Origin of the sequence: Sphingobium sp. EP60837 (assembly GCF_001658005.1) — a bacterium.
Lineage (GTDB): Bacteria > Pseudomonadota > Alphaproteobacteria > Sphingomonadales > Sphingomonadaceae > Sphingobium > Sphingobium tyrosinilyticum.
Genome location: NZ_CP015986.1, coordinates 1,085,497 through 1,111,718 on the forward strand (window position 1 = coordinate 1,085,497; position 26,222 = coordinate 1,111,718).

At 63.3% G+C, this 26,222-nt stretch carries 27 protein-coding genes and 1 pseudogene; 13 read left to right on the top strand and 15 right to left on the bottom strand.

Annotation, left to right across the window (positions count from 1 at the left end; translation table 11 throughout):
• Positions 1 to 19 precede the first annotated feature (19 nt).
• From EP837_RS05295 to EP837_RS05305, 3 genes are read right to left on the bottom strand one after another with little or no spacing between them, the layout of a single operon-like run.
• On the bottom strand, positions 20 to 550 hold the full coding sequence (locus tag EP837_RS05295; RefSeq protein ID WP_066525131.1) for a Smr/MutS family protein: 531 nt from the start codon (positions 548 to 550) through the stop codon (positions 20 to 22).
• Between the two features lie 12 nt (positions 551 to 562).
• A complete protein-coding gene (gene mltA, locus EP837_RS05300; RefSeq protein ID WP_066525134.1) occupies positions 563 to 1,816 on the bottom strand; it encodes a murein transglycosylase A in 1,254 nt (417 codons plus the stop codon).
• Positions 1,813 to 2,469, bottom strand: coding sequence for a Tim44/TimA family putative adaptor protein (locus EP837_RS05305; protein ID WP_066525136.1), 657 nt, complete (start codon positions 2,467 to 2,469; stop codon positions 1,813 to 1,815). The genes mltA and EP837_RS05305 overlap by 4 nt, the downstream gene beginning before the upstream one ends.
• A 184-nt stretch (positions 2,470 to 2,653) precedes the next feature.
• On the opposite strand from EP837_RS05305, the gene secB reads away from it, so the two are divergent.
• The 4 genes from secB (at position 2,654) to EP837_RS05325 (ending at position 6,729) form a co-directional block, all read left to right on the top strand.
• Positions 2,654 to 3,157, top strand: coding sequence for a protein-export chaperone SecB (secB, locus tag EP837_RS05310; protein WP_066525138.1), 504 nt, complete (start codon positions 2,654 to 2,656; stop codon positions 3,155 to 3,157).
• Between the two features lie 136 nt (positions 3,158 to 3,293).
• A complete protein-coding gene (murJ, locus tag EP837_RS05315; RefSeq protein WP_066525141.1) occupies positions 3,294 to 4,901 on the top strand; it encodes a murein biosynthesis integral membrane protein MurJ in 1,608 nt (535 codons plus the stop codon).
• 4 nt (positions 4,902 to 4,905) lie between these two features.
• Positions 4,906 to 5,910, top strand: coding sequence for a tryptophan--tRNA ligase (gene trpS / locus EP837_RS05320; RefSeq protein ID WP_066525144.1), 1,005 nt, complete (start codon positions 4,906 to 4,908; stop codon positions 5,908 to 5,910).
• A gap of 171 nt (positions 5,911 to 6,081) precedes the next feature.
• Positions 6,082 to 6,729, top strand: a complete 648-nt coding sequence (locus EP837_RS05325) for a DUF4136 domain-containing protein (RefSeq protein WP_066525148.1) — start codon at positions 6,082 to 6,084, stop codon at positions 6,727 to 6,729.
• Positions 6,730 to 6,808: 79 nt separating this feature from the next.
• Here the strand turns inward: EP837_RS05325 and EP837_RS05330 are convergent, their stop codons facing one another.
• The 4 genes from EP837_RS05330 to mutM all read right to left on the bottom strand — a co-directional run bounded on the left by EP837_RS05330 (position 6,809) and on the right by mutM (position 10,496).
• Complete coding sequence (locus EP837_RS05330; RefSeq protein ID WP_066525151.1) at positions 6,809 to 7,414, bottom strand: peptidylprolyl isomerase; 606 nt, start codon at positions 7,412 to 7,414, stop codon at positions 6,809 to 6,811.
• Positions 7,415 to 7,453: 39 nt separating this feature from the next.
• Positions 7,454 to 8,869 carry a chromosomal replication initiator protein DnaA gene (gene dnaA / locus EP837_RS05335; RefSeq protein WP_066525152.1) on the bottom strand — a complete coding sequence of 472 codons (1,416 nt, stop codon included), beginning with the start codon at positions 8,867 to 8,869 and terminating at the stop codon, positions 7,454 to 7,456.
• Positions 8,870 to 9,301: 432 nt separating this feature from the next.
• Complete coding sequence (gene rpsT, locus EP837_RS05340; RefSeq protein WP_066525153.1) at positions 9,302 to 9,565, bottom strand: 30S ribosomal protein S20; 264 nt, start codon at positions 9,563 to 9,565, stop codon at positions 9,302 to 9,304.
• A 118-nt stretch (positions 9,566 to 9,683) separates the two neighbouring features.
• The gene (mutM, locus tag EP837_RS05345; protein ID WP_066525155.1) at positions 9,684 to 10,496 is read right to left on the bottom strand and encodes a bifunctional DNA-formamidopyrimidine glycosylase/DNA-(apurinic or apyrimidinic site) lyase; all 813 of its coding nucleotides are present in this window, start codon (positions 10,494 to 10,496) and stop codon (positions 9,684 to 9,686) included.
• 140 nt (positions 10,497 to 10,636) lie between these two features.
• Here mutM and EP837_RS05350 point away from each other — a divergent pair, with 140 nt between their 5' ends.
• From EP837_RS05350 to EP837_RS05375, 6 genes are all read left to right on the top strand, one after another.
• A complete protein-coding gene (locus tag EP837_RS05350) occupies positions 10,637 to 11,368 on the top strand; it encodes a class I SAM-dependent methyltransferase (RefSeq protein ID WP_066525158.1) in 732 nt (243 codons plus the stop codon).
• Between the two features lie 90 nt (positions 11,369 to 11,458).
• Positions 11,459 to 13,000 carry a 2-polyprenylphenol 6-hydroxylase gene (gene ubiB / locus EP837_RS05355; RefSeq protein WP_066525161.1) on the top strand — a complete coding sequence of 514 codons (1,542 nt, stop codon included), beginning with the start codon at positions 11,459 to 11,461 and terminating at the stop codon, positions 12,998 to 13,000.
• Complete coding sequence (coaBC, locus tag EP837_RS05360) at positions 12,997 to 14,244, top strand: bifunctional phosphopantothenoylcysteine decarboxylase/phosphopantothenate--cysteine ligase CoaBC (RefSeq protein WP_066525164.1); 1,248 nt, start codon at positions 12,997 to 12,999, stop codon at positions 14,242 to 14,244. Before ubiB ends, coaBC begins: the two co-directional genes overlap by 4 nt.
• Positions 14,219 to 14,683, top strand: a complete 465-nt coding sequence (gene dut, locus EP837_RS05365; protein ID WP_066525167.1) for a dUTP diphosphatase — start codon at positions 14,219 to 14,221, stop codon at positions 14,681 to 14,683. The genes coaBC and dut overlap by 26 nt, the downstream gene beginning before the upstream one ends.
• The gene (locus EP837_RS05370) at positions 14,680 to 15,462 is read left to right on the top strand and encodes a HesA/MoeB/ThiF family protein (RefSeq protein ID WP_225870576.1); all 783 of its coding nucleotides are present in this window, start codon (positions 14,680 to 14,682) and stop codon (positions 15,460 to 15,462) included. The genes dut and EP837_RS05370 overlap by 4 nt, the downstream gene beginning before the upstream one ends.
• Positions 15,450 to 15,815 carry a DsrE family protein gene (locus tag EP837_RS05375; RefSeq protein WP_066525172.1) on the top strand — a complete coding sequence of 122 codons (366 nt, stop codon included), beginning with the start codon at positions 15,450 to 15,452 and terminating at the stop codon, positions 15,813 to 15,815. Before EP837_RS05370 ends, EP837_RS05375 begins: the two co-directional genes overlap by 13 nt.
• On the opposite strand, the gene EP837_RS05380 is transcribed toward EP837_RS05375, so the two are convergent.
• The 3 genes and pseudogenes from EP837_RS05380 to EP837_RS05390 form a co-directional block, all read right to left on the bottom strand.
• The gene (locus EP837_RS05380; protein ID WP_066525174.1) at positions 15,816 to 16,889 is read right to left on the bottom strand and encodes a M48 family metallopeptidase; all 1,074 of its coding nucleotides are present in this window, start codon (positions 16,887 to 16,889) and stop codon (positions 15,816 to 15,818) included.
• Positions 16,890 to 16,894: 5 nt separating this feature from the next.
• Positions 16,895 to 17,974, bottom strand: a complete 1,080-nt coding sequence (locus tag EP837_RS05385; protein WP_066525177.1) for a YjgN family protein — start codon at positions 17,972 to 17,974, stop codon at positions 16,895 to 16,897.
• A gap of 83 nt (positions 17,975 to 18,057) precedes the next feature.
• Positions 18,058 to 18,491, bottom strand: a pseudogene (locus EP837_RS05390) (ExbD/TolR family protein).
• 163 nt (positions 18,492 to 18,654) lie between these two features.
• Between EP837_RS05390 and thrS the strand changes: the two are divergent.
• The 3 genes from thrS to EP837_RS05405 all read left to right on the top strand — a co-directional run bounded on the left by thrS (position 18,655) and on the right by EP837_RS05405 (position 22,001).
• Positions 18,655 to 20,637 carry a threonine--tRNA ligase gene (gene thrS / locus EP837_RS05395; protein WP_197486330.1) on the top strand — a complete coding sequence of 661 codons (1,983 nt, stop codon included), beginning with the start codon at positions 18,655 to 18,657 and terminating at the stop codon, positions 20,635 to 20,637.
• Between the two features lie 127 nt (positions 20,638 to 20,764).
• Complete coding sequence (gene infC / locus EP837_RS05400) at positions 20,765 to 21,298, top strand: translation initiation factor IF-3 (RefSeq protein WP_037464624.1); 534 nt, start codon at positions 20,765 to 20,767, stop codon at positions 21,296 to 21,298.
• 205 nt (positions 21,299 to 21,503) lie between these two features.
• Positions 21,504 to 22,001: a protein tyrosine phosphatase family protein gene (locus EP837_RS05405; protein WP_225870577.1), complete on the top strand. Its 498-nt coding sequence runs from the start codon at positions 21,504 to 21,506 to the stop codon at positions 21,999 to 22,001.
• A gap of 16 nt (positions 22,002 to 22,017) precedes the next feature.
• On the opposite strand, the gene EP837_RS05410 is transcribed toward EP837_RS05405, so the two are convergent.
• From EP837_RS05410 to EP837_RS05425, 5 genes are all read right to left on the bottom strand, one after another.
• Positions 22,018 to 23,130, bottom strand: a complete 1,113-nt coding sequence (locus EP837_RS05410; protein WP_066525182.1) for a zinc-binding dehydrogenase — start codon at positions 23,128 to 23,130, stop codon at positions 22,018 to 22,020.
• A 14-nt stretch (positions 23,131 to 23,144) separates the two neighbouring features.
• Entirely contained in the window at positions 23,145 to 23,816 is a 672-nt protein-coding gene (gene msrA / locus EP837_RS05415; RefSeq protein WP_066525186.1) for a peptide-methionine (S)-S-oxide reductase MsrA, read from the bottom strand.
• Positions 23,803 to 23,973, bottom strand: coding sequence for a hypothetical protein (locus EP837_RS21235; RefSeq protein WP_197486312.1), 171 nt, complete (start codon positions 23,971 to 23,973; stop codon positions 23,803 to 23,805). Before EP837_RS21235 ends, msrA begins: the two co-directional genes overlap by 14 nt.
• A gap of 258 nt (positions 23,974 to 24,231) precedes the next feature.
• Positions 24,232 to 25,434: a pyridoxal phosphate-dependent aminotransferase gene (locus tag EP837_RS05420; protein ID WP_066525188.1), complete on the bottom strand. Its 1,203-nt coding sequence runs from the start codon at positions 25,432 to 25,434 to the stop codon at positions 24,232 to 24,234.
• A 159-nt stretch (positions 25,435 to 25,593) separates the two neighbouring features.
• Complete coding sequence (locus EP837_RS05425) at positions 25,594 to 26,217, bottom strand: aminotransferase class IV (RefSeq protein ID WP_066525190.1); 624 nt, start codon at positions 26,215 to 26,217, stop codon at positions 25,594 to 25,596.
• Positions 26,218 to 26,222 lie beyond the last annotated feature (5 nt).

A 26,222-nucleotide genomic window follows, 5' to 3' on the forward strand; every position in this document is an offset into this window, starting at 1 on the left:
GTGCCTGCGCCGGGCGATCCTATTTTTTGCGGCGCAATATGACGTAGAGCGCGCCTTCTCCGCCATGGCGCGGATGGGCGAGGCGGACGCTAGCGATGCGGTCGGCATAGGCACTGGTTTCGAGCCAATGGCCGATCTCTGCGCGGATCGCGCCACGGCGTGCGTCGCGGCCGAATCCGCTGGCTTTGGGCGGTTTGCCCGTCACGATCAGCAGGATTCGGAGATCGCGGGACAGGGCCGTGGCGAGGGCCTGGTTTAATCTGGCATGGGCGGCGGAAAGGCTGTGGCCGTGTAGGTCGATCGCCATGTCCGGGACCAACGTGCCGCTACGGATTCGGCGTTCCCAAGTGGAATCGAGCGTGGCGGCCGGAGCGCGGGAGGGGCTCGGGACAGTGGGACGCAACGGGGCGGGTGTTAACCCTGGGGGCGCAGACACTGCGAGCGCGGGCGGCGCGTCGATGGGGCGCGAACCGGGCCGCAGGGGCCAAACAGACCGGGTAAGCGCGCTCCAGAGCGCCTGTTCCTCAGACGAAAGATGCCGCCGGGCCATGGCCAGAGACGCTCACTGGCGCGAAAGGCGAGCCGCCGAACCTATCGGCAGCAGGATGAGCGCGCTTCCGCGTGCGGACATGCCGCCGGCGACCGACCGGGCGCGGTCTCCGGCGCCCCAGAAGCTGTCGAAGCGGTTGGCGCCCTTGATCGCGCCGCCGGTATCCTGCGCGATCCACAGGCCATTGGGTTCTGCGCGATCAAGCGAGAGCAGGACGGGAGCCCCGAGCGGCACATATTTGGGATCTGCGGCCACCGTCGCCTCCGCCGTCACGGGCACGCCCAGCGCACCGAGCGGCCCCGCGCCGGTCAGCTCCCGAAAAAAGACGAAGCTCTTATTCTCGTTCATGATCTGCGCGCCCTCCTCAGGGTTGGCGCGCAGCCAGGCCATGATGTCCTGCATCGAGCCCGCCTGGATCAGCCCGCGATCCTTCATCAGCTTGCCTATGCCGGTATAATCCCGGCCATTTTGCCCGTCATAGCCGATCCGCATGACGCCGCCATCGGGAAGCAGAAGGCGACCGCTGCCCTGTACTTGCAGGAAGAAGAATTCCACGGGGTCCGCAGCCCAGGCGATCTCCAGGCCCCGGCCCGCCAATGAGCCGGTGACGATCTGCGCCCGATCATCGAAGGGGACGAAGTTGCTTCCCTGCACCTTGCCGCGAATCGTCTTGCCTTTCAGGCTATCGCTGAACAGGCCGAGATTGACATCGATCAGGTCGGGCGGGCGGCGGTATATCGGGATCTGGTAACCGGGCTGGCGCGTACGCGATCCCGCTATTTCCGGTTCATAATAGCCGGTGACGAAGGCTGTTCCCGGCCCCACCTGCACGGCTTCGAAATTGCGCGAGAAGAATTCATTGGCGTTCGCGTCAGGCCAACTGGACGCGGCGGCGCAGGCGCTGTTCCAATCCGATCCTCGAGTGAGCCCGCTCTGGTCGGTGCGGCGCATCAGCGAGGGACAAGAGATGCGGAAAGCCTCTAATGCCTTTCGGGCGCGTTCTCCGGCGGGGATCAGGCTGGCAATTTCAGGACCCCGAGTGACCCCTGTGGCAAGCGCCGTTCCGGTATCGGTGACTGGAACCGGAGGCGGGGTCACCGGCAACGCCGGGCGCGGCGTGGCGGGACGCGGGCGGGCCGCCGTCTCACCACCGCGTGACGGACGCGCGGGAGCAGGCCCCGTTGCGCCAGGAGGAATCACACCGCCCGCGCACGCCGATAGCAGCAGCGCCGCGAGTAGCGGCGCGCCCGACTTACGCAGGCTCATGCAGCCTCGTCGGTTTCGCTGAGCTTCCAGTTGGGATCAGTGCTGCGCAGGTCACGCGTGAAGGTCCAGATGTCGTTTGTGCCGACCGCGTCGGTCAGCGACCCGGCAACGACATTGCCATCATGGTCGCGGGTGACGGCGGCGATGTCGGCTTCGAACCGCAGCGACACTTCGGCGATCCGGCCGTTGACGCTCGCATCGACGATCTGCGCCTTTTCGATGCGGACCAGGCGATTGTCGAGGACATGGCCAGCCGCTTCACGCTGCGCGATCGATTCTTCGAAGGACGCCAGTACATCGGCGTCGCAGAGCCATTCCAGTTCCGAACGGTCGCCGCGCCAGAAGGCTTCGAGCACCATTTTGTACGCAGCCTTCGCGCCTTCGACGAATTGCGGCACGTCGAAGTTGCGGTCAGCGGCGATCAGCGCGCGCACGCCCAATTCGCCACCCGAAGCGATCAGGCCATCGGCAAGGCGAACCGAATCACCGGGAAGGTCGGTCATCGGACGCGGCTGAAGCACAGTCACTTTAGCCCGCTCCTCGGCCGGACGCAGCGCAGGCTCCTGCTCATGCCCCGTCCGCTTACCGAGGACGGAATAGAGCCGCAGCGCCAGAAAACCGGCGATGAGGGCGAGGATGACAATTACATACACGGGGCCAGGCACCCTTTGGTCTAGATCTAGAATGACAACGCAACCAACATAGGCATGTTTCCCCCAAATTCAAATGGCCGCTTTGGCAGCCGCCATTGCCCTGCCCCGCCGCCCCTGCTAAGCGCACGGGCCATTGTCCCGGGCGCGTCGCCTGCGGATCAACAGGGAAAATCAGGGAACACAAATGGCCGACGAAGCCGATAGCATCCAGACCGCCAACGTGGGCAACGGCGCGGACACGAGTCCGCAAATCGCGCTGATCAGCCAATATGTGAAAGACCTGTCGTTCGAAAACCCGAACGCTCCGACCGTCTATCAGTGGCCGGACCAGCCGCAGATCGACGTCCAGTTCAACATCGGCGCCGACAAGGTCGGCGAAGAAGTGGTCGAGGTTTCGCTGAAGATCGAAGTGAAGGCGACCGCACCGCAAGGCACCGCCTTTGCCGTCGAACTGCTCTATGCCGCGATCTTCGGCATGCGCAACGTGCCCGACGAACAGCTTCAGCCCTTCATGCTGGCCGAAGCGCCGCGCCTCATCTTCCCTTTCGCCCGCCGCGTGCTGGCGGACGCGATCCGCGACGGCGGCTTCCCGCCGCTGCTGCTGGACCCGATCGATTTTGGCGCTCTTTACGAACAGCAGGCGCAGGCCATTGCACAGACGGCGGGTGAGCCGGCCGGCCACGCCTGAGCGCGCGCATCACCGTTCGTGCTGAGTAGGGACTGAGTGTGTTGAAGCCCCGTATCGAAGCATATTTATACCTGTCCTTCGATACGCCACTTCGACGTTGCTCAGTGGTTACTCAGGACGAGCGGGGTATGGCATAGTGAAACTCGTCAAAGCGCTTGGCTCGGTCGGCGGGCTGACGCTTGCCAGCCGCGTGCTGGCGCTGGTGCGGGATTCGCTGGCCGCTCGCTATGTCGGCGCGGGTTTCGCGTCGGACGCCTTCAATGGCGTGGCCTTCCGTCTGCCCAACATGTTCCGCGCTCTCTTTGCAGAGGGCGCCTTTTCCGCCGCCTTCATCCCGATGTTCAATCGCAAGGCCGCCGGACCGGGAGGTGTTGCGGAAGGCTATCATTTCGCCGAGCGCGCGCTGGCCGTGCTGCTGCCAGTCCTGATCCTTTTCACCGTCGTGCTGGTCGCCGCGGCCTGGCCCATCACCTGGCTGTTGTCGGGCGGATTTTCGCGGCAGAACCCGACACCTGAACAATTCGCGTTCGCGGTGCTGCTGTCTCGCATCACACTGCCCTATCTGGCGTTGATCAGCCTTGCCTCGCTGCTGGGCGGCATATTGAACTCACTCGACAAATTCTGGGTCAATGCGGCCGCGCCGATCCTGCTCAACCTGGCGATGATTGCCGGGCTGTGGCTGTTCCATGGCGCGGATGAATATGAAACCGCGCGGGTCCAGGCTATTTCGGTGACCGTCGGCGGCGCGCTGCAATTGCTCTGGCTGATATGGGCCTGCCGCCGCGCGGGCGTGTCGATGAAATTGAAGCGGCCACGCCTGGACGCCGACGTACGCGAGCTGTTGCGCCTGATCGTGCCCGCAGCAGCGGGCGCTGGCGCGTCGCAGATCAACTTGCTGATCTCGACCGCCCTGTCGGGGTGGCTGCTGGCGTCGGGATCGATCACCTATATTTATTATGCCGACCGGTTGAACCAGCTGCCGCTGGGGCTGATTGGCATTGGCCTGGGCACCATATTGTTGCCGACGATCTCGCGCCTGCTATCGACCGGGCAGGACGCCGTGGCGATGGAAACGCAAAATCGGGGGATCGAGCTGGCGCTGTTCCTCACCTTACCCGCAACCATCGCCTTCATCACCGTGGCTGAGCCGATCGTGCGGGGCCTGTTCCAATATGGGCGTTTCACGGTCGAGGATGCGCGCCGGTGCGGCTGGGCGCTGTCGGCCTTTTCAATCGGCCTGCCATCCTATGTCCTCGTGAAGGTGCTGACGCCCGGCTATTATGCGCGCGGCGACACGAAAACGCCCGTTCGTTATGCGATGCTTTCGATCCTTATCAACATCATCGGCAATATCGCACTGATCCCGCTGATGGCCCGCGTGGGACTGGGGCATGTCGCGCCGCCGCTGGCCACCGCGCTGTCCTCCACCGTCAACGTCGCGATGCTTTATGCAACACTGGTGAAGCGCGGCCATTTCACGGCCGATGCTCAGCTACGCCGGCGGCTACCCCGCCTCGCGCTGGCGGCGCTGGTGATGGGCGGCGCGCTGCTGGCGGGGGAAAGCTTGTTAGAGCCGTGGCTCGGCGGCGCGATGGTCCAGCGTTACATAGCTCTCGCCATGCTTGTCGGCGCGGGGATCGCCCTTTACGGGGTGGCCTGTTTCCTTACGGGCGCTTATCGGGTGTCCGACCTCAAGGCGCTGATGCGCCGTCGGGGATCAACCGCAACATCGAAGAACGGATAGAAGAATGCGCGTCCTTTCCGGCATCCAGCCGACCGGCAATCTACACCTGGGCAATTATCTGGGCGCGATCCGCAACTGGGTGCGGATGCAGGATGAGATGGACGCGAGCAGCCAGTGCTTCTTCTTCCTGGCGGACATGCATTCGATCACCGCGCATGAAGGGCGCGAGCAGCGCATCCGCAATGTGCGCGACATGGCGGCGGCTCTGGTCGCGGCCGGGATCGATCCGGATCGGTCGGTGCTGTTCAACCAGGCCCGTGTTCCGGCCCATGCAGAGCTGTGCTGGTTGCTGAACGGCACCGCGCGGATCGGCTGGCTCAACCGCATGACCCAATTCAAGGACAAGGCGGGCAAGAACCGCGAGGGCGCATCGATCGGACTGTTCGTCTATCCCGTCCTGCAGGCAGCCGACATCCTCGTCTATAACGCCACCCATGTGCCCGTGGGCGAGGACCAGAAGCAGCATCTGGAACTGGCGCGCGACATCGCCACCAAGTTCAACACCGACTTTGGGGTGGAGTTGTTCACCCTGCCCGATCCGATCATCCCCAAGGAGTCGGCGCGCATCATGTCCTTTCGCGATGGCACGGCGAAAATGTCCAAGTCCGATCCCAGCGACATGAGCCGCATCAACCTGACCGACGATGACGACGCGATCATGCAGAAGGTGAGGAAGGCGAAGACCGATCCCGAACCGCTGCCTGAGCGCGCAGAGGGCCTTGTGGGGCGGTCGGAGGCGAACAACCTTGTCGGCATCTATGCGACGCTGGCCGGGATGAGCGCCGACGCAGTGTGCGCAGAATTTGCTGGCAAGGGCTTTGGCGCGTTCAAGCCTGCGCTGGGCGAGTTGCTGGTGGAGACGCTTCGGCCGATCCGCACCCGCTTCCTGGAACTGCGCACCGACGATGCCGCGTTGGATGCGATCCTGAAAAAGGGAGCCGCCAAAGCGTCGGCTGCGGCCGAACCGACGCTGCGCGCCGCCTATGACGCAATGGGCCTGATGCGCTGAAGCATGACTGCCGGTAGTGACGGGAAGATGATGGCCGCGCCGTCTTGAAGGATGGCCGGACATGATTTGCGCCCGCGCGCCCTGTGCGAGCGTTCAAATGATGTTCAGTTGCGTTCTGCTACGCCAGAGCGCAAGGTTGTAACAGGCTTACCGCCTACAGGACGCAGAACAATGACTCTTTTCAAGAAGATCGGACTGGCTGCGGCGCCCGCTCTGGCGCTGGTGGCCCTGTCTGGCTGCGCGACGTCGTTCAAGGCGGACGTGGCCCGCTTCCAGCAGCTACCCGCCCCCGCCGGGCAGAGCTTCATCATCGTAGCCGACGATCCGCGCCTGGCAGGCGGTCTTGAATTTTCGCAATATGCGGGCCTCGTCGGCCAACGCTTGTCGCAGACGGGCTATGTGCCTGCGAGCGATCCGGCGCGAGCCGACCTGATCGTCCGCGTCGCCTATCATGTCGATAATGGACGGGAGAAGGTGCGATCGACCGGCTTCGGTCCGCCCGATCCATTCTTCTACGGCGGTTGGGGCTGGCGCGGGCGTTGGGGCCGTCCATGGGGGTATGGCTTTTATGATCCCTGGCTGTTCGGCCCAGGATATAGCGATGTCAGCAGCTATACCGTCTATACCAGCGATCTTAGCATGAAGATCGACCGGGCGGCGGATAACCGGCGGCTGTTTGAAGGCAAGGCGAGCGCGCAGTCGCTGTCAAACAGGCTGACTTATCTGGTGCCCAATTTGATCGACGCCATGTTCACGGGCTTTCCGGGGCAGAATGGCGAGAATGTGAAAATCACCCTGCCGCCTGAGCGAAAAGGCTGAATGGATCGAAACGGGGCGGCTCCCAGCCATGCCCGATTGGCCCGGCGGTCTGTGATCGCCGGGCTTTTCTTTTGCGGAGTCAGGGAAGCCGGCGAGCAGTCAGTATCGTGACGGGTTGGTCGAGCATCTGGCCCTTCATTACGCCCTCGCCCGCCGTGGCCGATTTGGGCGCGACGAGGATCGCGCGGACGGCGTCCATCCCGTCCACCACATGGGCGAAGACGGCAAAGCCCTGATTATCGCCAGCGGCTTCGGGATGGGCGTCCATGCCGGGCATCTTGCCCAGCACGATGAAGAAGTCGCCTGTCGCGCTCCCCGGCGCGTAGCGGGCCATGGAGAGTGCGCCGTCATCATGGGTGAGGCCGGTTTGCGTGGTCGGCTCATGCGCGATGGGCGGCAGGACGCGCGCCGGAGCATTTTGCGTGCCGCCTTGGACGAAACCATAATCGGGCGAGCCGACGCCGCGATAGAAGCTGGTGCCGTCAAACCTCTTCTGATCGACATAGCGCAGGAAATTGCGTGCGGTGATGGGCGCCTTGTCCGCATGGACCGCGATGACGATGCGCCCCGCGCCGGTATCGAGCGCGACGCGTACGTCGGCTGGTGGAGGCGCCGGCGCGGGCTGCGCGGCAGCGGGTGAGAGGGACAGGAGAGCGGCGAGCAGCAGGGCGGCGGAGCGGATCATGGCTCTCACCCTAACCCCGTCGCCACCCTCTTGTCAGCGTCAGTTTTCCAACTGACGCAGCAGCGCGCGAATGTCCGCGTCGATATCCGCGTTGGTCTGGCGCAATTCCTCTATCGTGCGAACGGCGTGAATGACCGTGCTGTGATCACGGCCGCCGAAGATGCGGCCGATTTCGGGAAGCGAACGCGGCGTCATCTTCTTGGCGAGATACATGGCGACCTGACGCGGACGAGCGACGGCGCGGGCGCGGCGCTTCGAGCGCATCTCGGACGCGTCGATCTTATAATGTGCGGCGCAGACCTTCTGAATTTCGTCCACGGTGATGCGGCGGGCGTTGGCGCGGACGGCGTCGGCCAGCATGCTCTGTGCAAATTCGAGATCGACCGAGCGGCCGGTCAATTGGCCATAGGCGATCAGCTTGTTGAATGCGCCCTCCAACTCGCGGATGTTCGAGCGGATCGAACGGGCGAGGAAATCCACAACCGCGTCAGGCACGGGCGGATCGCCCGCGATGGCCCGCTTGGCCTCCAGGATGGCGAGGCGTAGGTCGAGGTCGGCCGGGCGAATGTCCGCCACCAGCCCCCCCGCAAGGCGCGAGAGGATGCGGGCGTCGATCGAATCAAGCATCTGCGGCGCACGGTCGGCCGTGACGACGATGCGAGCGCCCGAATCGATGAGGTCGTTGATCGTGTGGAGAAATTCTTCCTGCGTCGATCCCTTGCCAGCGATGAACTGGATATCATCGATCAGCAGCAGCCGCGCAGCACGCAGGCGCGCCTTGAACAGCATGGTTTCATTCGCGCGCATGGCGTTCACAAATTCCATCATGAACCGCTCGGCCGACATGTAGAGTACCGGCGCGCTCGGCGAATGGATGGAGAAATGCTGGGCGATGGCGTGCAGCAGGTGCGTCTTGCCCTGCCCGGTGCTGCCATGGATGAAGAGCGGGCTGAAACGCGGCTGAGCTTCGCCAGCGACGGCCTGCGCCGCCGAAAAGGCGAGATGGTTGGAATCGCCCGTAACGAAATCGGCGAAGCTGTGGCGCGGCTGGAAATTGCAGGCGGCGACGGCTTCGGCCGGGACGGAGCCGAGCGCCGGGGTAGCGTCCTGCGCCGGAGCGGCTTCGAGCAGGCGCGGACCGACTGCATTGGGCGCACGGCGCAGCCGCACCTCCCGCACGCCGACACCTGCACAACGCCAAGCCATGCGCAGCCGGTCGCCGAAATGGCCGGACACGAAATTGGCGGTGAAGTCGGACGCGAACAGCAGATCCAGCGTCTGGGATTCCGGGCAATAGTCGCCCAGTTGGCCAGCCTTTAGCCACTGGTCGAACATGCGCGGACCGATATCCCGGCGGAGCCCCGTACGGATGGCGTCCCAGGCGGATTCGAGGCGCGCATGATCATGCGAAGCCTGAGCGCTCGAATTTCCTGACACTGCCGCTAAACCCTTCATAAACAGTCGACCCCCATCAACTGTGCCCCTGACGGACAGGAGCTATCAGACACATGAAACCGTTTTGAAAAGCGTGTGCTTTCCAACGCAACTGTGCCGAACAACCCAATGACGATCGCCGAGATTCGATTCGAGTGGCGATCAGAGAGTTGAAAATAGACAGGCAATCTCCGCCGGATCAAGGGCGGGCCGGGTCAAAAATGTGAAATAAAGGCGTTGACTCGGAAAACCGGGAAAAACGGATGGATTGGTATTTTTATCAATAATTTCAATTATTTAGCAAATATACGGTCCCGACGGCTTTTCCCCGAATCATGAGAGAATCGCGGAAATCCGCGAGTCTCCGTTACGGCCGCGTGACGGAATCATGAAAAAACCCGCCCCGCAGTGCGGGACGGGCTTTCAACCTGTTCGACGATCGAGTGGTGCGGCTCAGGCGAGCGCGCTGACGCGCTTCGTCAGGCGGCCGAACTTGCGGGCCGCAGTATTCTTGTGCACGACGCCGCGGGCCACGCCGCGCGCCAGTTCCGGCTGGACCGTCTGCAGCGCCGCAGCCGCAGCCGCCTTGTCGCCAGCGGCGAGAGCAGCTTCGACCTTCTTCACCAGGGTGCGGATCCGGCTGATGCGGGCGCCGTTGATTTCGGCACGGCGTTCGTTGCGGCGGATGCGCTTCTTGGCTTGCGGCGTATTGGCCATTTAAAGTCCTCGGTCTCGTCAAATCTCGTGAAAAGAGCCGGTAGGAATCGCCCACCAGCCCCTGTGAAGGTGCGCCCCTTACAGGGGATAAGCCGCATCGTCAACGGTTGGGGACGCGCTATTTCTGGCATTTTGGGCAGTAAAAGGTGGACCGCCCCCCATCCACGCGACGCCGGATCAGCCCGCCACAGGTGCAGCTTTCACCCTCCCGGCCATAGACGCGCCACTGTTTGGAGAAATAACCTAGCTCCCCGTCCGGCCGGGCATAATCACGCAGAGTTGAGCCCCCCGCAGCAATGGCGGCCGTTAACACGTCGCGAATCGCATCGGCCAGCAGTGCGAGGCGGGCGCGGCTGATCCGCCCTGCTTCGCGCATCGGGGAAATCCCGGCCATGTTGAGCGCCTCGCAGACGTAGATATTGCCCAACCCCGCGACTATGCGCTGGTCGAGCAGCGCGGCCTTGATGGACGTCGCCTTCCCCTTCAGCGCTTGCGCGAGATAGGCGGCGGAGAAACCGGGTCCCAAAGGTTCCGGCCCCATGCGCGTGAACGGTGCATAGGTTTGCCAGGCATCGCTGCGCACCAGATCAAGCGAACCGAAGCGCCGGGGATCATTCAAGGAGAGCAGCCGACCCGCCCCTGTCTCCAGCAGCAGATGGTCATGCGCGCCGATCTCCGCCGGATCGATCCGCCAGCGCCCCGACATGCCCAGGTGAAAGATGAGCGTATCGCCGCGATCCGTTTCGATAAGTCCATATTTGGCACGGCGGGAGAGCGAGGTGACGGTCGCGCCGGTCAACCGCTGCCGCAGGTCCACCGGGATCGGGAAACGCAGGTCGGAGCGGCGCGGCTCGACGCGGGTAAGGACGGCGCCCTCCAAAACCGAGCGCAGGCCTGCGACGGTGGTTTCGACTTCCGGCAGTTCGGGCATTCAGATCATCCTTGGAGAAATACATATGATCGGCCGTTTCTCGACTGCGCTCAAAATGAGCGGCTGGGAGAAGTGCCTGAACATTTTCGCTGATCTGGGGTGTTTCCTCGGGACATGCAAATGCTCTAGGAGGCTCGGCCATGAACGACACTGCTTCTTTCGGCTATCGCGATGTGGATGCTTCTGAAAAGCAGGGGATGGTGCGGGCCGTCTTTTCCAATGTCGCGTCCAAATATGACCTGATGAACGACGCCATGTCCGTGGGCGCACACCGGCTTTGGAAGGACCAGTTCATCGGGCGTGTGAAGCCGCGCAAGGATGAAGCGATCCTGGACATGGCGGGCGGCACGGGCGATATCGCCTTCCGCTTGGCTAAGCATGGTGCGCGGGTCACGGTGTCGGACATCAACCCGGAAATGCTGGCCGTCGGTGTCGAGCGGGCCAAGAAGAAGGGGCTCGAAGGGCTGATCTGGTCGGAACAGAATGCGGAAGAGCTGACGTTCAAAGACCGCAGCTTCGATGCCTATACGATCGCCTTCGGCATCCGCAATGTGACGCATATCGACAAGGCGCTGCGTGAGGCCCACCGGGTGCTGAAGTTCGGCGGGCGCTTTTTCTGCCTGGAATTTTCGACCACCACCTGGCCGGGCTTTTCCGATGTATATGATGTCTATTCGCATCGGCTGGTGCCCAAGCTCGGCAAGCTGTTGGCGGATGACGAGGACAGCTATCGTTACCTCATCGAATCGATCCGCCGCTTTCCGCCGATGCCCGAGTTTGAGCGGATGATCCGGGAGGCCGGGTTCGTCCACACGAAGATCGAGCCGATCCTGGGCGGATTGGTGGCGATCCATTCGGGGTGGAAGATTTGATGGCGGCGCAGGCCAGTACGAAGCCCAGTCCTTTCAAGGCAACGGGTCACCTCCCCAATCCCTCCCTTGAAGGGGAGGGGCTAAACTAGGATGCCTTCTCATCTGACGCATATCTGGCGGCTACTGAAATGGGGCCGGACCTTGGCGCGGCATGGGGCGTTGCGGGGGATAGAGCGCGATCCGCTGACGCCGACGCCGGTGCGGCGGCTGGTGCGGCTGGCGCGGGTGGGCGCGCGGGTGCCCAAGCAGCCGCGCTATGCCGATGCGTTTCAGGCGATCGGCCCGGCGGCGATAAAGCTGGGGCAGACGCTGGCCACCCGGCCCGATCTGGTTGGCGAGCAGGCGGCGGACGACCTGCTGCGTCTGCAGGATGCGCTGCCGCCAGTGCCGTTCGCCACAGTGCGAGCACAGATCGAGCAGAGTTTCGGGCGGCCGTTGGAAAGCATGTACCGCGATTTCGATGAAGTGCCGGTCGGCGCGGCTTCGATCGCGCAGGTGCATCGCGCCATCACCCAGGACGGCCGCGACGTGGCGGTGAAGGTGATCCGGCCGGGCGTTACCGATCAGTTTAATCGCGATATCCAGACCTATGAGTGGGCGGCAGCCCATATGGAGATGCTGGGCGGCGAGGCGTCGCGGCTGCGGCCCCGGCTGGTTATCGCCAACATGAAGCGCTGGACCGCTCGCGAGCTGGACTTGCGGCGTGAAGCCGCCTCCGCATCGGAACTGAGCGAAGCGATGGAGGCGATGCCGGGTTATCGCGTCCCCGCCATCGATTGGGATCGCACGACCGGCAAGGTCATGACGATGGAATGGATCGACGGGATCAAGATCTCCGACCGGGAGGCGCTGATCGCGGCGGGCCACGACGTCAAGGACCTGGCCGCCCGGCTGGTCAACGCCTTCCTGCGGCAGGCGATTGCCGAGGGCTTCTTCCATGCCGACATGCATCAGGGCAATCTGTTCGTCACCGCCAATGGCGACATCGTCGCAATCGATTTCGGCATCATGGGCCGGATCGACCGGCGCGCGCGGATGTGGCTGGCGGAGATTCTCTACGGTCTGATCACCGGCAATTACAAGCGCGTGGCCGAGATCCATTTCGAGGCGCAATATGTGCCGGGCCATCATAATGTCGAGGAGTTCGCGACGGCGCTGCGCGCGGTTGGCGAGCCGATGCGCGGAAAGCCGGTACGCGAACTGTCGGTGGGCGGGATGCTGGACGGGCTATTCGCCATCACGCGCGACTTCGACATGCAGACCCAGCCGCACCTGTTGCTGCTGCAGAAGACGATGGTGATGGTGGAGGGCGTCGCGACGGCGCTCGACCCCGACATCAACCTGTGGGAGACAAGCGGCCCCTATGTGCGGGAATGGCTGCGCGCGGAACTGGGCCCGGAGGCCAAGGCGGCCGATGCGTTGATCGAGAATTGGCGGACGCTGCAAAGGCTCCCGGGTCTGGTGCGCCGGATGGAGGAAGCCTTCCCCGAGAAGGGTGGCGCGCCGCCGCCGCCGCCGCTGAGCGAAGTCAGGCTGATCCGCATCGGCGGCGGGTGGCGCTATGCCGCTGTCGCGGGTGTTGCTGCGGTGGCTGGAGCGGTCGTTACGGCGCTGCTACATCTGCAGCTATGACTCAGTCTCGCATCCTCCTCATCGTCTCCGGCGGCATCGCGGCCTATAAGTCGCTGGAACTAGTGCGACTGCTGAAAAAGCGCGGCATCGCGGTGCGCGCGGTGCTGACCGAGAGTGCGGGCAAGTTCGTGACGCCGCTCGCTTTTGGCGTGCTGACCGAAGACCATGTCTATGGCGACATGTTCGACCTTAAGGAAGAGCGCGAGATCGGGCATATCCAGCTGAGCCGCCAGGCGGACTTGGTGGTAGTAGCGCCCGCGACGGCGAACATCCTGGCGAAGATGGCGAACGGCATTGCCGATGATCTGGCGACCACGCTGCTGCTGGCGACCGACAAGCCGGTGCTGGCGGTGCCCGCGATGAATGTGCGCATGTGGCATCATCCGGCGACACAGCGGAACCTGAAGCAGCTGCGGGCCGATGGGGTGCAGGTGATGGAGCCGGACGACGGCGAGATGGCTTGCGGCGAATATGGCAAAGGCCGACTGCCTGAGCCGGAAGCGATTGCGGCCGAGGTAGAGCGGCTGCTTGCACGGCCGGGCTCGAACGATCCCCTGGCGGGGCAGCCTGATTTCGAGACAGTGGAACGGCCCCTGAAAGGACGTCACATCCTCGTGACCGCTGGGCCGACGCATGAGCCGATTGATCCGGTGCGCTATATCGCCAACCGATCGTCGGGGAAGCAGGGCTTCGCCATCGCAGCTGCCGCTGTAAAGGCAGGGGCGCGTGTTACGCTGGTGGCGGGGCCGGTGCATTTGCCGACACCTGCCGGGGCGGACCGGATCGATGTGGAAAGCGCGCGGGAGATGCTGACCGCCGTTGAAAAGGCGCTGCCCGCCGATGCGGCGATCATGGTCGCGGCGGTTGCCGACTGGCGCACAGCGGACGCGTCGGGCCAGAAGCTCAAGAAGGATGGCTCTGGCAAGCCTGCGCCGCTGACACTAATCGAAAATCCAGACATTCTCGCTACGCTGGGCAAGCATGGACAGCGCCCTTCCCTGCTGATCGGTTTCGCTGCCGAGACGGAGAAGGTCGCCGAACATGCGCAGGCGAAGCTGGCGCGCAAGGGGGCCGACTGGATCGTCGCCAATGACGTTTCGGGAGACGTGATGGGCGGCGACAGCAACAGCGTGCATATCGTCACCGCGCAGGGCGTCGAAAGCTGGGAGCATCTGCCCAAGGACGACGTCGCCACCCGTATCATCGAAAAGGTCGCCAATGCCCTTCCACCTCTCACCCATTGAAATTCGCCTGAAGCGCCTGCCTCATGGCGCGGGGCTGCCTGTTCCCATCTATGCGACGGCCCATGCGGCGGGGATGGACGTGGTGTCGGCGGAAGATGTGATCATCGTGCCGGGCGGACGGCATGCCGTGGCGACTGGCTTCGCCATGGCGATTCCCGAAGGTTATGAGGTGCAGGTCCGGCCGCGCTCCGGCTTGGCGCTGAAGCATGGCATCAGTCTTCCCAACACGCCCGGCACGATCGATGCCGATTATCGGGGGGAGTTGAAGGTCATCCTGATCAATCTGGGATCGGAGCCCTTCGTCATCGCGCGCGGCGACCGGATCGCCCAGCTGGTGGCGGCGCCGGTGCAGATGGCCCGCTTTGCCGAGGTTGAGGAACTGGACGAGACGGTGCGGGGTTCCGGTGGTTTCGGATCGACCGGAGTGACGTCATCATGACCCCTGCCCCGCTGACGCTCTCCGACGAGCAACTGGAACGCTATGCGCGCCATATCGTCCTCAAGGAGATCGGCGGCGCAGGGCAGGCGCGGCTGTTGTCGGCGGATGTCGCGGTGATCGGCGCGGGCGGGATCGGCAGCCCGGCGATTCTCTATTTGGCGGCGGCGGGCGTGGGCACGATCCGCGTCATCGATGATGATCATGTCGCGCTGTCCAACCTGCAACGGCAGGTGCTGTTCGGCACGGACGACATCGGCGCGGCGAAAGCGGAAAGCGCCATGGCGGCGGTCGCACGGCTTAATCCCGATGTGAAGCTCATCCCGATCAACGCGCGAATCGATGCGGACAATGCCGCGCTGATGCTGCGTGACGCCGATGTGGTGCTGGACGGATGCGACAGTTTCGCGACGCGGCTGGCTGTGGCGGATTGCGCGCAAAGGCTGCGTATCCCGCTGGTGTCGGCGGCCGTGGGATCGTTCGAGGGCCAACTCGCCACCTACCGGGGGTGGGAGAGCGGCCAACCCTGTTATCGTTGCCTGGTGGGCGACCCGCAGGATGCACCGGAGCGCAACTGCGCAGAGACGGGCGTGATCGGCGCGCTGACTGGCGTCATGGGGAGTTTGGCCGCGCTGGAGGTGATCCGCGCGCTGGTGCCTTTTGGCGCGGATATGGCGGGCAAGTTGCTGCTGGCAGACCTGCTGGCAATGCGCTTCCGGACCGTTTCAGTCGCCAAGGACCCAGGCTGCAGCGCGTGCGCCGCAGAGCTATGCGCGAACTGAGAATTATCGTTGCGACCGCCGATGCCGAGCGGCTGCGTGGCGCGCTCGTGCTGGCAAGCGCGCAGGCGGCGTTGGGCGGGCGGGCCAGCATCTTCCTGCAACTTGACGCGGTAGCCCTGCTCGCACCCACTTTTGAAGCGCCGAGGGATGCGGCGCATGGCGAGGCCGGGTTGCCGACGCTAAGGCAATTGATTGCAGAGGCGTCGGGATTGGGCGTCGCACTTCTCGCCTGTCAGAGCGGGATGGCGCTGCACGGCATTGGCGCGCAGGACTTGCCGGACGATATCGCAGTGAGCGGACCCATTGCCTTCCTGCAGGAAACGGGCAAGGAGGCCCGCCTGATCTTCGCCTGATCAGAAGGGCTTGCCCCAGAATTTCGCGACTTTCGGGTCTTTGGCACAGGAACTGCGGAGCGCCTGCCATTGCGCCGGGTCGAGCGCGGAACGATAGCGCGTGCCTGGCTGCATCGCTGCGGCGAAGCGGCGGCGGCGGTCGGCGGAAAGCGGGTGGGAGGAGAACCAAGTCATCGCCCTTGCGCCTGTCCCTGCCTCCTTACCGCCGATCCGCTCGAAGAAAGCGGCCGTGCCCGCGGGGGAGATGTTCGCGCTGCGCATTTGCTGAATGGCGACCTCGTCAGCTGCAGTTTCGGCCTCGCGGCCGTAGCTCATGGCCAGTACGCCGTTGAGATAGCCGCCCGCATTGCCGCCTGCTCCGCCCAGGACGACACTGAGGCCGAGTTGGCGGATGAGGCCCGTCATCGTGTCACGGTGGCGGACATGGCCGAGTTCATGGCCCAGAACGCCAGCGACCTCGTCAGGCGACCCGGCCTGCTGGATGAGCCCGTCGAACAGGATCACGCGGCCGCCCGGCAAAGTGACGGCATTCACCATCGGGATGTTGGCGAGCGCGATCTCGCGCGCTTCATGCTGCGGATCGACCTGCGCGACCAATGTGCGAAGCGCGGCGTCCCCGGCAGGCGTGTGGCAGAAGCGGCCGCCGAAGTCGCCCACCATCGCATCGCCCATGCGGTTTTCCCAGCTGCGCGGGATAAACGGTGCAACGATTCCTGGCGCTTCGGCTGCGCCCCAGACCACCAGCACCGCCGCTATGGTGAACAATGCCGCCGCTGGCCAGAATCCGAGACGGTCGATCCATCCACCATAGCGTGCCCCCTTGGGCAGATGGGCGGCAATGCCGTCAGGGGCTTCCCCGGCAAAGCCCATACGCCAGCCGGGAATGGCGCTGTGTCCATAGGCGGAGCGCCCGCTTTCGACGCCGATGACAGTGAGATCGGACCAAGCCGCAGGCGCGCCAGCCCACCCACTTTCCGGCTCTTCAAGCACGAAGCCGTCCGCAGCCTGGCGAAGCAGCACGCTTCGCCGGACCGCGGTGACACCGTCATAATGCCAGAGCCGGAAATCCGACATCGGCGTCAGAAGGCGCCCACGTCGAGCGCGTCGAGAAGGCCCTCACCATGGCGGCTTGTCTTCGTCTGCGACTGGGTGAGTTCGTCCGTATAGATCTCGCCGGTCGCTCCCATATGGGCGACGAAGAATTTCCAGTGACGATATTGCAGGAAGATCGATCCGACGCCGAGCGTGCAAGTGACGAGGGCAATGTCGCCAAGGAACAGCAGCAGCCAATCCTTGGTGCGAGCGCAGAATTGGAAATTGAGGCCAGCAAGCGACAGTCCCTCGACCGCCTGGCGGAAGAATTTGGCGTAGAAGGCGAGCGCGATGAGGCCCATGCCCAGATATAAGGCAAACACCAAGCCGATGATCGCCAGGATGCCAGCGACTGCCGCGCCTCCAGCATTCTGCATGTCACCGAACGGGATGGCCATGGTAGCGATAATGCCGCCGACCACTACAAGGGCGATCGGAAACAGATAGAAGAGCAGGAACCGCTTGAAGGCCGGGCCGTGATCCCCCGCCGCCTCGAACAGGTGCGGGCCGAAGCTCATCTTGTTCCAGCGCTCGTTCCACAACGACATCATCGACCAGGGAATGAGCAGGCCGAGGGCAAGGCTGCCCACAGCGCTCTTCCACATATAGGAGACGCCGTAGCCAAAGCCCTGATCGTCGCTGCCGCCACGGATGCCGTGCCACCAGGTTCGGCTCAGCCGGTAACGCAGCGCGCGGAATCGGGCGACACCGACCATATAGAATATCCCGCCAAAAGCGGCCAGCGTCAGAATGGCCGCCACGCCGCCATGCCCCTGGAGGATCAACGCCTGCGCACTGAATTGAAGAATCAGGAAGGGCACGCCGACCATCGCGACCACCATCAGGAAGCCAAGGAACAATTCCTTGCCCGTCCCGGTCCATTCGAGCCGGTCGTCGATGAAGCGCGTGTTCGCCCAAAGATAGCACCGCGTCCGCGTCGTCGCCCAGAAGCGATAGATGCCCAGCGTGACGATCGTCAGCAGAAGATTAGTGAAAGCGATTGGCGCATATTCACGCCAGCTTCCTTCAAAGGCGAAGCTGTCGCCGTAAAAGCGTTCCTGATCCATGGATCCCCCCTGTAGTCCCCGACGGGAGAAGACTATGAGCCGGACGGCGGGTCAAGGGGGATCATGCTGACGGACCGCTTGCGTCAGAATTGAGCGTAACGCTCATTGCCGATGAAGCCGAGTTTCTTCACCCCGGCGCGACGGATGTCCGGAGCACTTCATCCACCGCGACGTAGCGGGCGGCGGCGTCCGGTTCGAACTGCAACTCAGGCTCGACCGGCATCCGCAGGGACGCGGCGAGATATTGGCGGAGCGTGATCCGGTCAATCGCCGCCCCGTTCCAACGGATCAGGCCGTCGGCATCAATGCTGACCTTGTTCTTGATGAGGTTCATATCGACAGAGCGTTCTATCCGCCCTTGCGGAAGATCAACACCGACGCTGTGCGTCTGGATCGGGATGGTCAAGATGAACATGATCAGCAGCACCAGCATCACATCGATCAGCGGCGTCGTGTTCATCTCGCCCATCGGATGTTCCATTTGGGCCGTGTCGGATTGCGCCAAGCTTAAAGCCATGAACCCCTCCTATTGAATGTTATATCAACACATGAATTATGCTTGTACGGGCTGCGCTTGGCAAGAGTGCTTCTATTGACAGGCCGGGCCGCCCATTTATGGGGAAAGCGCGGCATTTTGCGCCGCTTCATCCACTCACAGAAAGACCCGACCCTTGTCCGCCATGCTCAAGATCACCCTGCCCGACGGTTCCGTGCGCGAAGTCGCGCCCGGCACTACCCCGGCGGACATTGCAGCGGCGATCGGGCCGGGTCTGGCCAAGGCGGCCATCGCCGCGCGCGTCGATGGAGAGTTGCGTGACATCATGCGGCCGCTGGAAAATGACGCCCAGCTGGCGCTGGTGACGTCGCGGGACGAGGCCGACGCGCTGGAGCTGGCGCGGCATGACTTCGCGCATATATTGGCAGAGGCGGTGCAGGCGCTGTTTCCGGGCACGCAGATCACCTTTGGCCCTTCGACGGACGATGGCTTCTACTATGATTTTGCACCCAAGGACCGGCCATTCACCGAGGAGGATCTGCCCGCGATCGAGGCGAAGATGCGCGAGATCATCGCCGCCGACAAGGCGCTGCGCCGCGAGGTGTGGAAGCGCGAGGACCTGATCGCCCGCTGGCGGGCCGACGGCGAGACGTTCAAGGCCGAATGGGCCGCAGAACTTCCCGAAGGCGAGGAGTTGACGGTTTACTGGTCGGGCGGGGACTGGCTCGACATGTGCCGGGGGCCGCATCTCGCCTCCACGGGGAAGCTTGATCCGGCGGCGTTCAAGCTGACGCGCGTGTCGGGCGCGTATTGGCGCGGCGATCAGAAGAATGCGATGTTGAGCCGCGTCTATGGCACTGGCTGGCTCAACAAGAAGCAGCTCGAGGCGCATCTCCACAAGCTGGAGGAAGCGGGCAAGCGCGACCATCGTAAGCTGGGCGCGGAAATGGACCTGTTCCACCTCCAGCAGGAAGCGCATGGGTCGGTCTTCTGGCACCCCAAGGGCTATCTGATCTGGCGCGAACTCGAAGCCTATATGCGCCGCGCCATCGACGATGCAGGCTATCGCGAGGTCAAAACGCCGCAGGTGATGGACGCGCGCCAATGGGAGCAGTCCGGCCATTGGGGCAAATATCGCGAGAATATGTTCGTGATCCCCGACGAGGTTCCCAATGTCGAGGATGAAGGGCCGCTGGTGTCGGACGATGCCGACTGGATGGCGCTGAAGCCCATGAACTGCCCGGCGCACATCCTGATCTTCAAGCAGGGGATCAAGAGCTATCGCGACCTGCCGCTGCGCTTCTATGAAAATGGTTGCTGTCATCGCAACGAACCGCATGGCGCGCTCCACGGACTGATGCGGGTGCGCCAGTTTACGCAGGACGATGCGCACATCTTCTGCCGTGAGGATCAGATCGTCGAGGAAGTGCGCGCCTTCTGTGCGCTGGCCGATCGGATCTACAAGGATTTCGGCTTTACCTATTCGATCAAGCTGGCGTTGCGCCCGGACAAGCGCTTCGGCAGCGACGAGATGTGGGACAAGGCCGAGGAAGAGTTGCGCAACGCCGTCGCGGCGGCGGGGCTCAACACGCCTGAATATGGCTGGGAGGAGTTGCCGGGCGAAGGCGCCTTCTATGCGCCCAAGCTCGAATGGCATCTGACCGACGCAATCGGGCGGACTTGGCAGGTCGGCACGATCCAGTCGGACCGAGTGCTGCCCGAGCGACTCGACGCATCCTATGTGGCCGAGGATGGCGAGCGGCACCGGCCGGTGATGCTCCACCGCGCGATTTTCGGCTCCTATGAGCGCTTCATCGGCATATTGATCGAACATTATGCGGGTAAATTTCCGCTCTGGCTGGCGCCAGTTCAGGCAGTCGTTGCGACGATCGTATCGGACGCCGATGGCTATGCCCAAACGGTCGTGGAGCAGCTCCGCGCGGCCGGCATTCGGGCCGAAACCGACCTGCGCAATGAGAAGATCAACTATAAGGTACGCGAGCATAGCCTGGCTAAAGTGCCCAATTTGCTGGTCGTGGGCCGCCGCGAAGCCGACGAAGGGACGGTGGCCCTGCGCGAACTTGGCAAAGAAGGGCAGAGCGTTCTTTCGGTCGAGGACGTCATTGCACGTCTTGCAAAAGAGGCGCTCGCCCCCGATATGCGCTGAGGCAGCGATGCCACATGGGGCCGGTGAATCCGCAGATGCGGGCTTGCCGCCCCTTTCGGCTTTGCGCTAAAGGGCCGCCAGAGCCATTTTTGTGATTACCATAGGAGAAGCCGCTATACGTCCCCCAATGATGCGCCGCCCGATGGCGCCGCCGCCTAAGTCCGGTCCCCGTTACAATGAGTTCATCACGGTGCCCAAGGTACGCGTGATCGACGACGAAGGCGAAAATCTGGGCGTGATGTTTACGCAGGAGGCCATGGAGCGCGCTTATGAGATCGGGCTGGACCTGGTCGAAGTGTCGCCGACCGCCGATCCGCCGGTTTGCAAGTTCCTGGACATCGGCAAGTTCAAGTACGAGGCCCAGAAAAAGGCGAATATCGCCCGCAAGACCCAGAAGACGCAGGAACTCAAAGAGATCAAGATGCGTCCCAACATCGACGATCATGACTATGATACGAAGATGAAGAAGGTCCATGACTTCATCGGCGACGGCGATAAGGTGAAGATCACCCTGCGCTTCCGTGGCCGCGAACTGTCGCACCAGCAGCTCGGCATGCAGTTGCTCCAGCGCGTGGCGGAAAATGTGGGTGAAATCGCCAAGGTCGAAGCCTATCCGCGCATGGAAGGCCGCCAGATGCTGATGGTGCTGGCGCCGAAATAAGCTTTGCGGCTTTAGAATGAAGTTGTCGGGCGGGGTCTGGATGCAGGCTCCGCCCGATGTGTTTTGCTGCGGCTTTACGAAGCTGCGGCTTCGGGACATTATAGCGGCGTTCGCGCGACTGGCGAGATGAGGTGGCGTAGCATCGGGGAAAGCGAATCGGATACGCCGTTCGCCTAGGCACCCTCTTCGAACGCGGAGCAGTGCCATGGCCATGAATAATGGGGTATATGACCCGAGCGGCATCTTCATGTGGCGTCGGATTGACGAGCGGCTGACCACCTCTGGCCAGCCCAGCGAGGAGCAATTGGCTGCGCTGGCTGGTCTAAATGTCACGCATATCGTCAACCTGGGCCTGCACAGCCATGATAAGGCGTTACCCGACGAAGCGGCGAGCGTCCGCGCGCTGGGCATGATCTACATCCATATTCCCGTCCCATTCGACCAGCCGTCGGAGAGTGATTTCGAGCGGTTCCGGGAAGTGATGGCGGCGCTTGCTGACAAGACCATCCATGTCCACTGCATCGCCAATTTGCGAGTTTCGGCCTTCCTCTACCGTTATAGGCGAGACATACTCCATTGGGAGGAAGCGGAGGCGCGCGCGGAGATTGAGCGCATCTGGCGGCCAAGTGACGTTTGGGCCGAATTCATAGGGGACGTATCGGGCGCAACGTCACCGCATCGCTATGCGGGGCGAGATTATTGATCGAGCAGGACAGCGATCAGTTCGGCACGATCAGATATTTCTCACCCGTGCGCCGAGCGTTGTACGTCAGGACGGCGTCTCGCGCGAGTGCGTCTCGTAGCGAGATGCGGGCCTTGTAGTGACTGGCGAAAGTGGTGGTGAGGCTGTCGAGGACGCGTTGGCGCATGCGCTGCGCGGTGTCGGCCCCCGCACTTTGCAGGAAGGGGAAGAGCAGCCAACCGCCGACATTCCAGCTGAAGCCGAAGCTGCGCGTGAGGATCGTCGGGGAGGTGTCGAGCATGCCGTAAATATAGGCTTGCTTGGGACTATCCGATCCATAGCGGCTGTACGGGGCGTCCTTGGCTGCGGCCAACTCCATCGCGTGAAGGATCTGGCTGACAAGCGTGCCACCGCCGATTGCGTCGAAGGCGATGGTTGCTCCGGTCGCAGCGATGGCGCCCTGGAGTTGAGCGGCAAAATCATCCTTCGAGCTGTCGAGCACAATGTCTGCGCCCAAATCCCTGAGGATCGCCACCTGCGCTTCGTTGCGGACGATGTTCACCAGCGGGACGCCATCCTCCTGACAAATGCGGACCAGCATCTGGCCGAGATTGGAGGCGGCGGCGGTGTGGATTATTGCGCGATGCCCTTCCCGCCGCATGGTCTCGACAAAGCCGAGCGCGGTGAGCGGGTTGACGAAAGCTGCCGCGCCCTGCTCCGCCGTCACGTCATCCGGCAATGCGATGCAGGCGCCTGCCTGAACTAGACGATATTGCGCGAACATGCCGCCCGCGATGAGCGCCACGCGCTTGCCAAGCAATGCCTGAGCGTCTGGGGCGTCACCGGCGGCGATCACAGTGCCCGCGCCTTCATTGCCGACCTCCATCGCCTGGCCCACCCGGCCCGCCATGGCGCGAAGAGCGGCGTCGGACATCGGGGCGATGACCCGGTCTCCGCTATAATCCGCATTTTCGAGATCGGCGGCCGGGAAGAGCAGGCCGAGATCGGACGGGTTGATCGGGGCGGCTTCCACTCGGACCAGCACTTCATTGCCCTTGGGCGCAGGGAACGCTTCTTCGGCCAATTCGACGATCAAGCGGCCATCGGCGTGGAGGGTGGAAAGAAGCTTCAAACCGCGCGTGCCGCTCATATTCGTTTCCCTTATTAGGCGGAGGGGCGATCAGTGTAGAGTTTCGGGAACATCGCCTTGAACGCCGCCAACTTAGGCATGTCCCAGCGTTGAATATAGGGGTGGCGCGGGTTTCGGGTGAGGAAATTCTGGTGATAGGCATCGGCCGCCTGGAAGCCGGAGAAGCGTTCCACGCGGGTGACGATGGGATCGCGCCAAAGGCCCGCTTTGCCGAGCTGGCCGAGATAGGCACGCGCCGCCTTGTCCTGACTGGGTGAAAGTGGGAACAGCGCGCTGCGATATTGGGTGCCGCGATCGGGACCCTGATAGTTGAGAGTCGTGGGATCGGCGATCACTGAGAAGAAGACGCGCAGCAAGGTGCCATAGCTCACTTGCTTGGGATCATAGGTAACCCGCACCGCTTCGGCGAAACCGGTGTCGCCCCCGCTGACGCGCTCATAATCGACCTTGAAGCTGCTCGGCCCCCCGGCAAAGCCAGAGGTGACGAGGCGAACGCCCTTCACATGGGAGAAGACGCCTTCGACGCCCCAGAAGCAGCCACCGGCGAAAACCGCTGTCTCCAGTTTGCGGGTGGGGGCGGCATCGACAGCAGGCGGGGGTGCGAGGACGGGGCGTTCGGCGCGCAGGGGAGAGACGACGGCGAGCGCCGCCAGAAATGCAAGAAGGAAACCGTCAGAGCGACGCATTGTCCGCAACTTGCGGAGCGGCGCTGGCCGAAGCGGCCATGGCGGGCGTCGTGAGGGCGGGAGGAGCGCTCGGCTGGAGGGCGAAGACGCCAACTGTTCCCAGGACGAAACCGCCCAGGAAGCGCAGGAACAGGTCGGATTTCAGGAATGCCAACATGGCGCTGTTCCTTTTTATCTTGGCCCGCAACGGGATTAGCAGCGGGTAGCTTAGCCAGTCGTTAACAGGCGAAATTAGGTTGTTAATTGAAATGGGATATAATCGGCTACGCCCTCTCTGCAAGACGGCGCGCGGGAAAATAACCGTTTCCGATTGTGGCGTAATGGGAAGAACAGAGGCTGCTGCCGCAGTTTTCCTTCCGCCGCCATTTGCGAAGCAAAGCGGCCCCCCCATCTGTCGATGGGGAGGGTTGGGAGCTTATTTTAGAGCGGCGCAGGCTTCTTGGATGCGCTTGCACGCCCTGGCCAGCACCTCTTCCGATGTTGCATAGCTGATGCGGAAGGCAGGCGAGAGGCCAAAGGCCGCGCCGTGGACGGCGGCGACACGGGCTTCGTCGAGGAAATAGCCGATCAGCTTCTCATCGCTGTCGATCAGCTGACCCTTAGGCGTGGTCTTGCCCATCACGCCGCTAGCGTCGGGATAGACGTAGAAGGCGCCTTCGGGCGTCGGGCAGTCGAGGCCCGGCGCGTCGTTGAGCATCGATACGACCATGTCGCGGCGGCGCTTGAAGGCCGCGTTGCGTTCCTCAAGGAAGTCCTGATCGCCGGTCAGCGCGGCGACGGCCGCGGCCTGGCTGATCGAGCAAGGGTTGGAAGTGGACTGCGACTGCAGCTTGCCCATCGCCTTGATGATCCATTCAGGGCCACCGGCAAAGCCGATGCGCCAGCCGGTCATGGAGAAAGCCTTAGAGCAGCCGTTGACCGTCAGCGTGCGCTCGTAGAGGTCCGGGCAGACCTGCGCGATGGTCGCGAAGGGCGTCGGCGCGTACCAGACATGCTCATACATGTCGTCCGTCATGATGAGCACCTGCGGGTGGCGGCGCAGCACTTCGCCCAGATCCTTGAGCTCGCTCGCCGAATAGGCCGCCCCCGAAGGGTTGGAGGGCGAGTTCAGGATCAGCCACTTGGTACGCGGCGTGATCGCGGCATCAAGCTGCTCGGCGGTGATCTTGTAACCCTGGCTCGCGGGACCTTCTACGAAGACGGGCGTGCCGCCCGCGAAGTTCACGATATCGGGATAGCTGACCCAATAAGGCGCGGGAATGATGACTTCATCGCCCACATCGACGGTCGCGACGAGCGCGTTGAACAGGGTGTGCTTGCCGCCAGAGTTCACGCTGATCTGGCTGCGCTTGTAGGTAAGGCCGTTGTCACGGCTGAACTTGAAAGCGACCGCGTCCTTGAGCTCGGCGGTGCCGTCCACATCGGTGTAGCGGGTCAAGTTCTTGCGGATCGCGGCGATGCCCGCTTCCTTGACGAAATCGGGCGTGTCGAAGTCGGGCTCGCCCGCCGAGAGACCAATAACATCGACGCCATCGGCTTTGAGGGCATTCACGCGCGCGCTCATCGCCAGGGTGGCGGAGGGCTGGATGCGGCCGAGGGCAGCGGAAGTCTGGCTCATCGTGACACTCTTTCTGAAGGATTGCCTAGAGTCCGCGTCAGGCGGACGGGGGCTCCTTAGTGCGCTATGGGTTTGGGGGCAACCGCCAGTTGGCGTGGGATGGCCCTTGCCTGCCATTCCAGCGAAAGCTGGGAGACGGGAGCTTAGGCAGCGTCAGGCTCACTTCACCAGCGAAGCGGCGACCATTCCCCGAGCGGCGTTGCCGATGAAGAAGCCATTTTCCAGATCATGGGGCTTCAATTCGCCCTCCACCGCCTCGCCCATGTCGAGGAGGCTGCGGCGAAGAACGCCGGGAAGGATACCGCGCGTCAAGGGCGGCGTCACCAGCTTGTCACCGCGCTCGACGAAAATCGAAGAGAAGCAGCCTTCGGTGAGAAAGCCATTGCGATCGGTCATCAGCACCTCATAGGTGCCGCCGCGCCGCAGGGCATCGCGGTAAACCGCGCGGTCAGTGGTCTTATGGACGAGCCGTGGGTCGTCGCCGGGAACCTCACGCGGCACGATCGAAACCTGCATGATCGCCTGGGGCCAGGTGCGATGTTCGCGCACCTCGATCGCGATCGAGCCACGGCGGGACACGAGCAGGCGCAGGCGGCTGCGTTCGCGCAGGCGGAAGGTCGCGGCCTGAAGTTCATTGCGCACGTCATGGCGGTCAAAGATGAAGTCCAGCGCAGTAGCGCTCGCCTTCAGCCGTTCAAGATGCAATTCCAGCAGCCTGATCCCGTCGATCGGATCGAAGGCCATGGTTTCGAGCAGGTCGAACCGTCCGTCAGCCAATGACATCGAAA

Excerpts from the sequence above, each read along its gene's own strand:
- EP837_RS05295 (WP_066525131.1), bottom strand. The coding sequence starts at position 550 with ATGGCCCGGCGGCATCTTTCGTCTGAGGAACAGGCGCTCTGGAGCGCG.
- mltA (WP_066525134.1), bottom strand. The coding sequence starts at position 1,816 with ATGAGCCTGCGTAAGTCGGGCGCGCCGCTACTCGCGGCGCTGCTGCTA.
- secB (WP_066525138.1), top strand. The coding sequence starts at position 2,654 with ATGGCCGACGAAGCCGATAGCATCCAGACCGCCAACGTGGGCAACGGC.
- trpS (WP_066525144.1), top strand. The coding sequence starts at position 4,906 with ATGCGCGTCCTTTCCGGCATCCAGCCGACCGGCAATCTACACCTGGGC.
- EP837_RS05325 (WP_066525148.1), top strand. The coding sequence starts at position 6,082 with ATGACTCTTTTCAAGAAGATCGGACTGGCTGCGGCGCCCGCTCTGGCG.
- EP837_RS05330 (WP_066525151.1), bottom strand. The coding sequence starts at position 7,414 with ATGATCCGCTCCGCCGCCCTGCTGCTCGCCGCTCTCCTGTCCCTCTCA.
- dnaA (WP_066525152.1), bottom strand. The coding sequence starts at position 8,869 with ATGAAGGGTTTAGCGGCAGTGTCAGGAAATTCGAGCGCTCAGGCTTCG.
- rpsT (WP_066525153.1), bottom strand. The coding sequence starts at position 9,565 with ATGGCCAATACGCCGCAAGCCAAGAAGCGCATCCGCCGCAACGAACGC.
- mutM (WP_066525155.1), bottom strand. The coding sequence starts at position 10,496 with ATGCCCGAACTGCCGGAAGTCGAAACCACCGTCGCAGGCCTGCGCTCG.
- EP837_RS05350 (WP_066525158.1), top strand. The coding sequence starts at position 10,637 with ATGAACGACACTGCTTCTTTCGGCTATCGCGATGTGGATGCTTCTGAA.
- ubiB (WP_066525161.1), top strand. The coding sequence starts at position 11,459 with ATGCCTTCTCATCTGACGCATATCTGGCGGCTACTGAAATGGGGCCGG.
- coaBC (WP_066525164.1), top strand. The coding sequence starts at position 12,997 with ATGACTCAGTCTCGCATCCTCCTCATCGTCTCCGGCGGCATCGCGGCC.
- dut (WP_066525167.1), top strand. The coding sequence starts at position 14,219 with ATGCCCTTCCACCTCTCACCCATTGAAATTCGCCTGAAGCGCCTGCCT.
- EP837_RS05370 (WP_225870576.1), top strand. The coding sequence starts at position 14,680 with ATGACCCCTGCCCCGCTGACGCTCTCCGACGAGCAACTGGAACGCTAT.
- EP837_RS05375 (WP_066525172.1), top strand. The coding sequence starts at position 15,450 with ATGCGCGAACTGAGAATTATCGTTGCGACCGCCGATGCCGAGCGGCTG.
- EP837_RS05380 (WP_066525174.1), bottom strand. The coding sequence starts at position 16,889 with ATGTCGGATTTCCGGCTCTGGCATTATGACGGTGTCACCGCGGTCCGG.
- EP837_RS05385 (WP_066525177.1), bottom strand. The coding sequence starts at position 17,974 with ATGGATCAGGAACGCTTTTACGGCGACAGCTTCGCCTTTGAAGGAAGC.
- thrS (WP_197486330.1), top strand. The coding sequence starts at position 18,655 with ATGCTCAAGATCACCCTGCCCGACGGTTCCGTGCGCGAAGTCGCGCCC.
- infC (WP_037464624.1), top strand. The coding sequence starts at position 20,765 with ATGATGCGCCGCCCGATGGCGCCGCCGCCTAAGTCCGGTCCCCGTTAC.
- EP837_RS05405 (WP_225870577.1), top strand. The coding sequence starts at position 21,504 with ATGGCCATGAATAATGGGGTATATGACCCGAGCGGCATCTTCATGTGG.
- EP837_RS05410 (WP_066525182.1), bottom strand. The coding sequence starts at position 23,130 with ATGAGCGGCACGCGCGGTTTGAAGCTTCTTTCCACCCTCCACGCCGAT.
- msrA (WP_066525186.1), bottom strand. The coding sequence starts at position 23,816 with ATGCGTCGCTCTGACGGTTTCCTTCTTGCATTTCTGGCGGCGCTCGCC.
- EP837_RS21235 (WP_197486312.1), bottom strand. The coding sequence starts at position 23,973 with ATGTTGGCATTCCTGAAATCCGACCTGTTCCTGCGCTTCCTGGGCGGT.
- EP837_RS05420 (WP_066525188.1), bottom strand. The coding sequence starts at position 25,434 with ATGAGCCAGACTTCCGCTGCCCTCGGCCGCATCCAGCCCTCCGCCACC.
- EP837_RS05425 (WP_066525190.1), bottom strand. The coding sequence starts at position 26,217 with ATGTCATTGGCTGACGGACGGTTCGACCTGCTCGAAACCATGGCCTTC.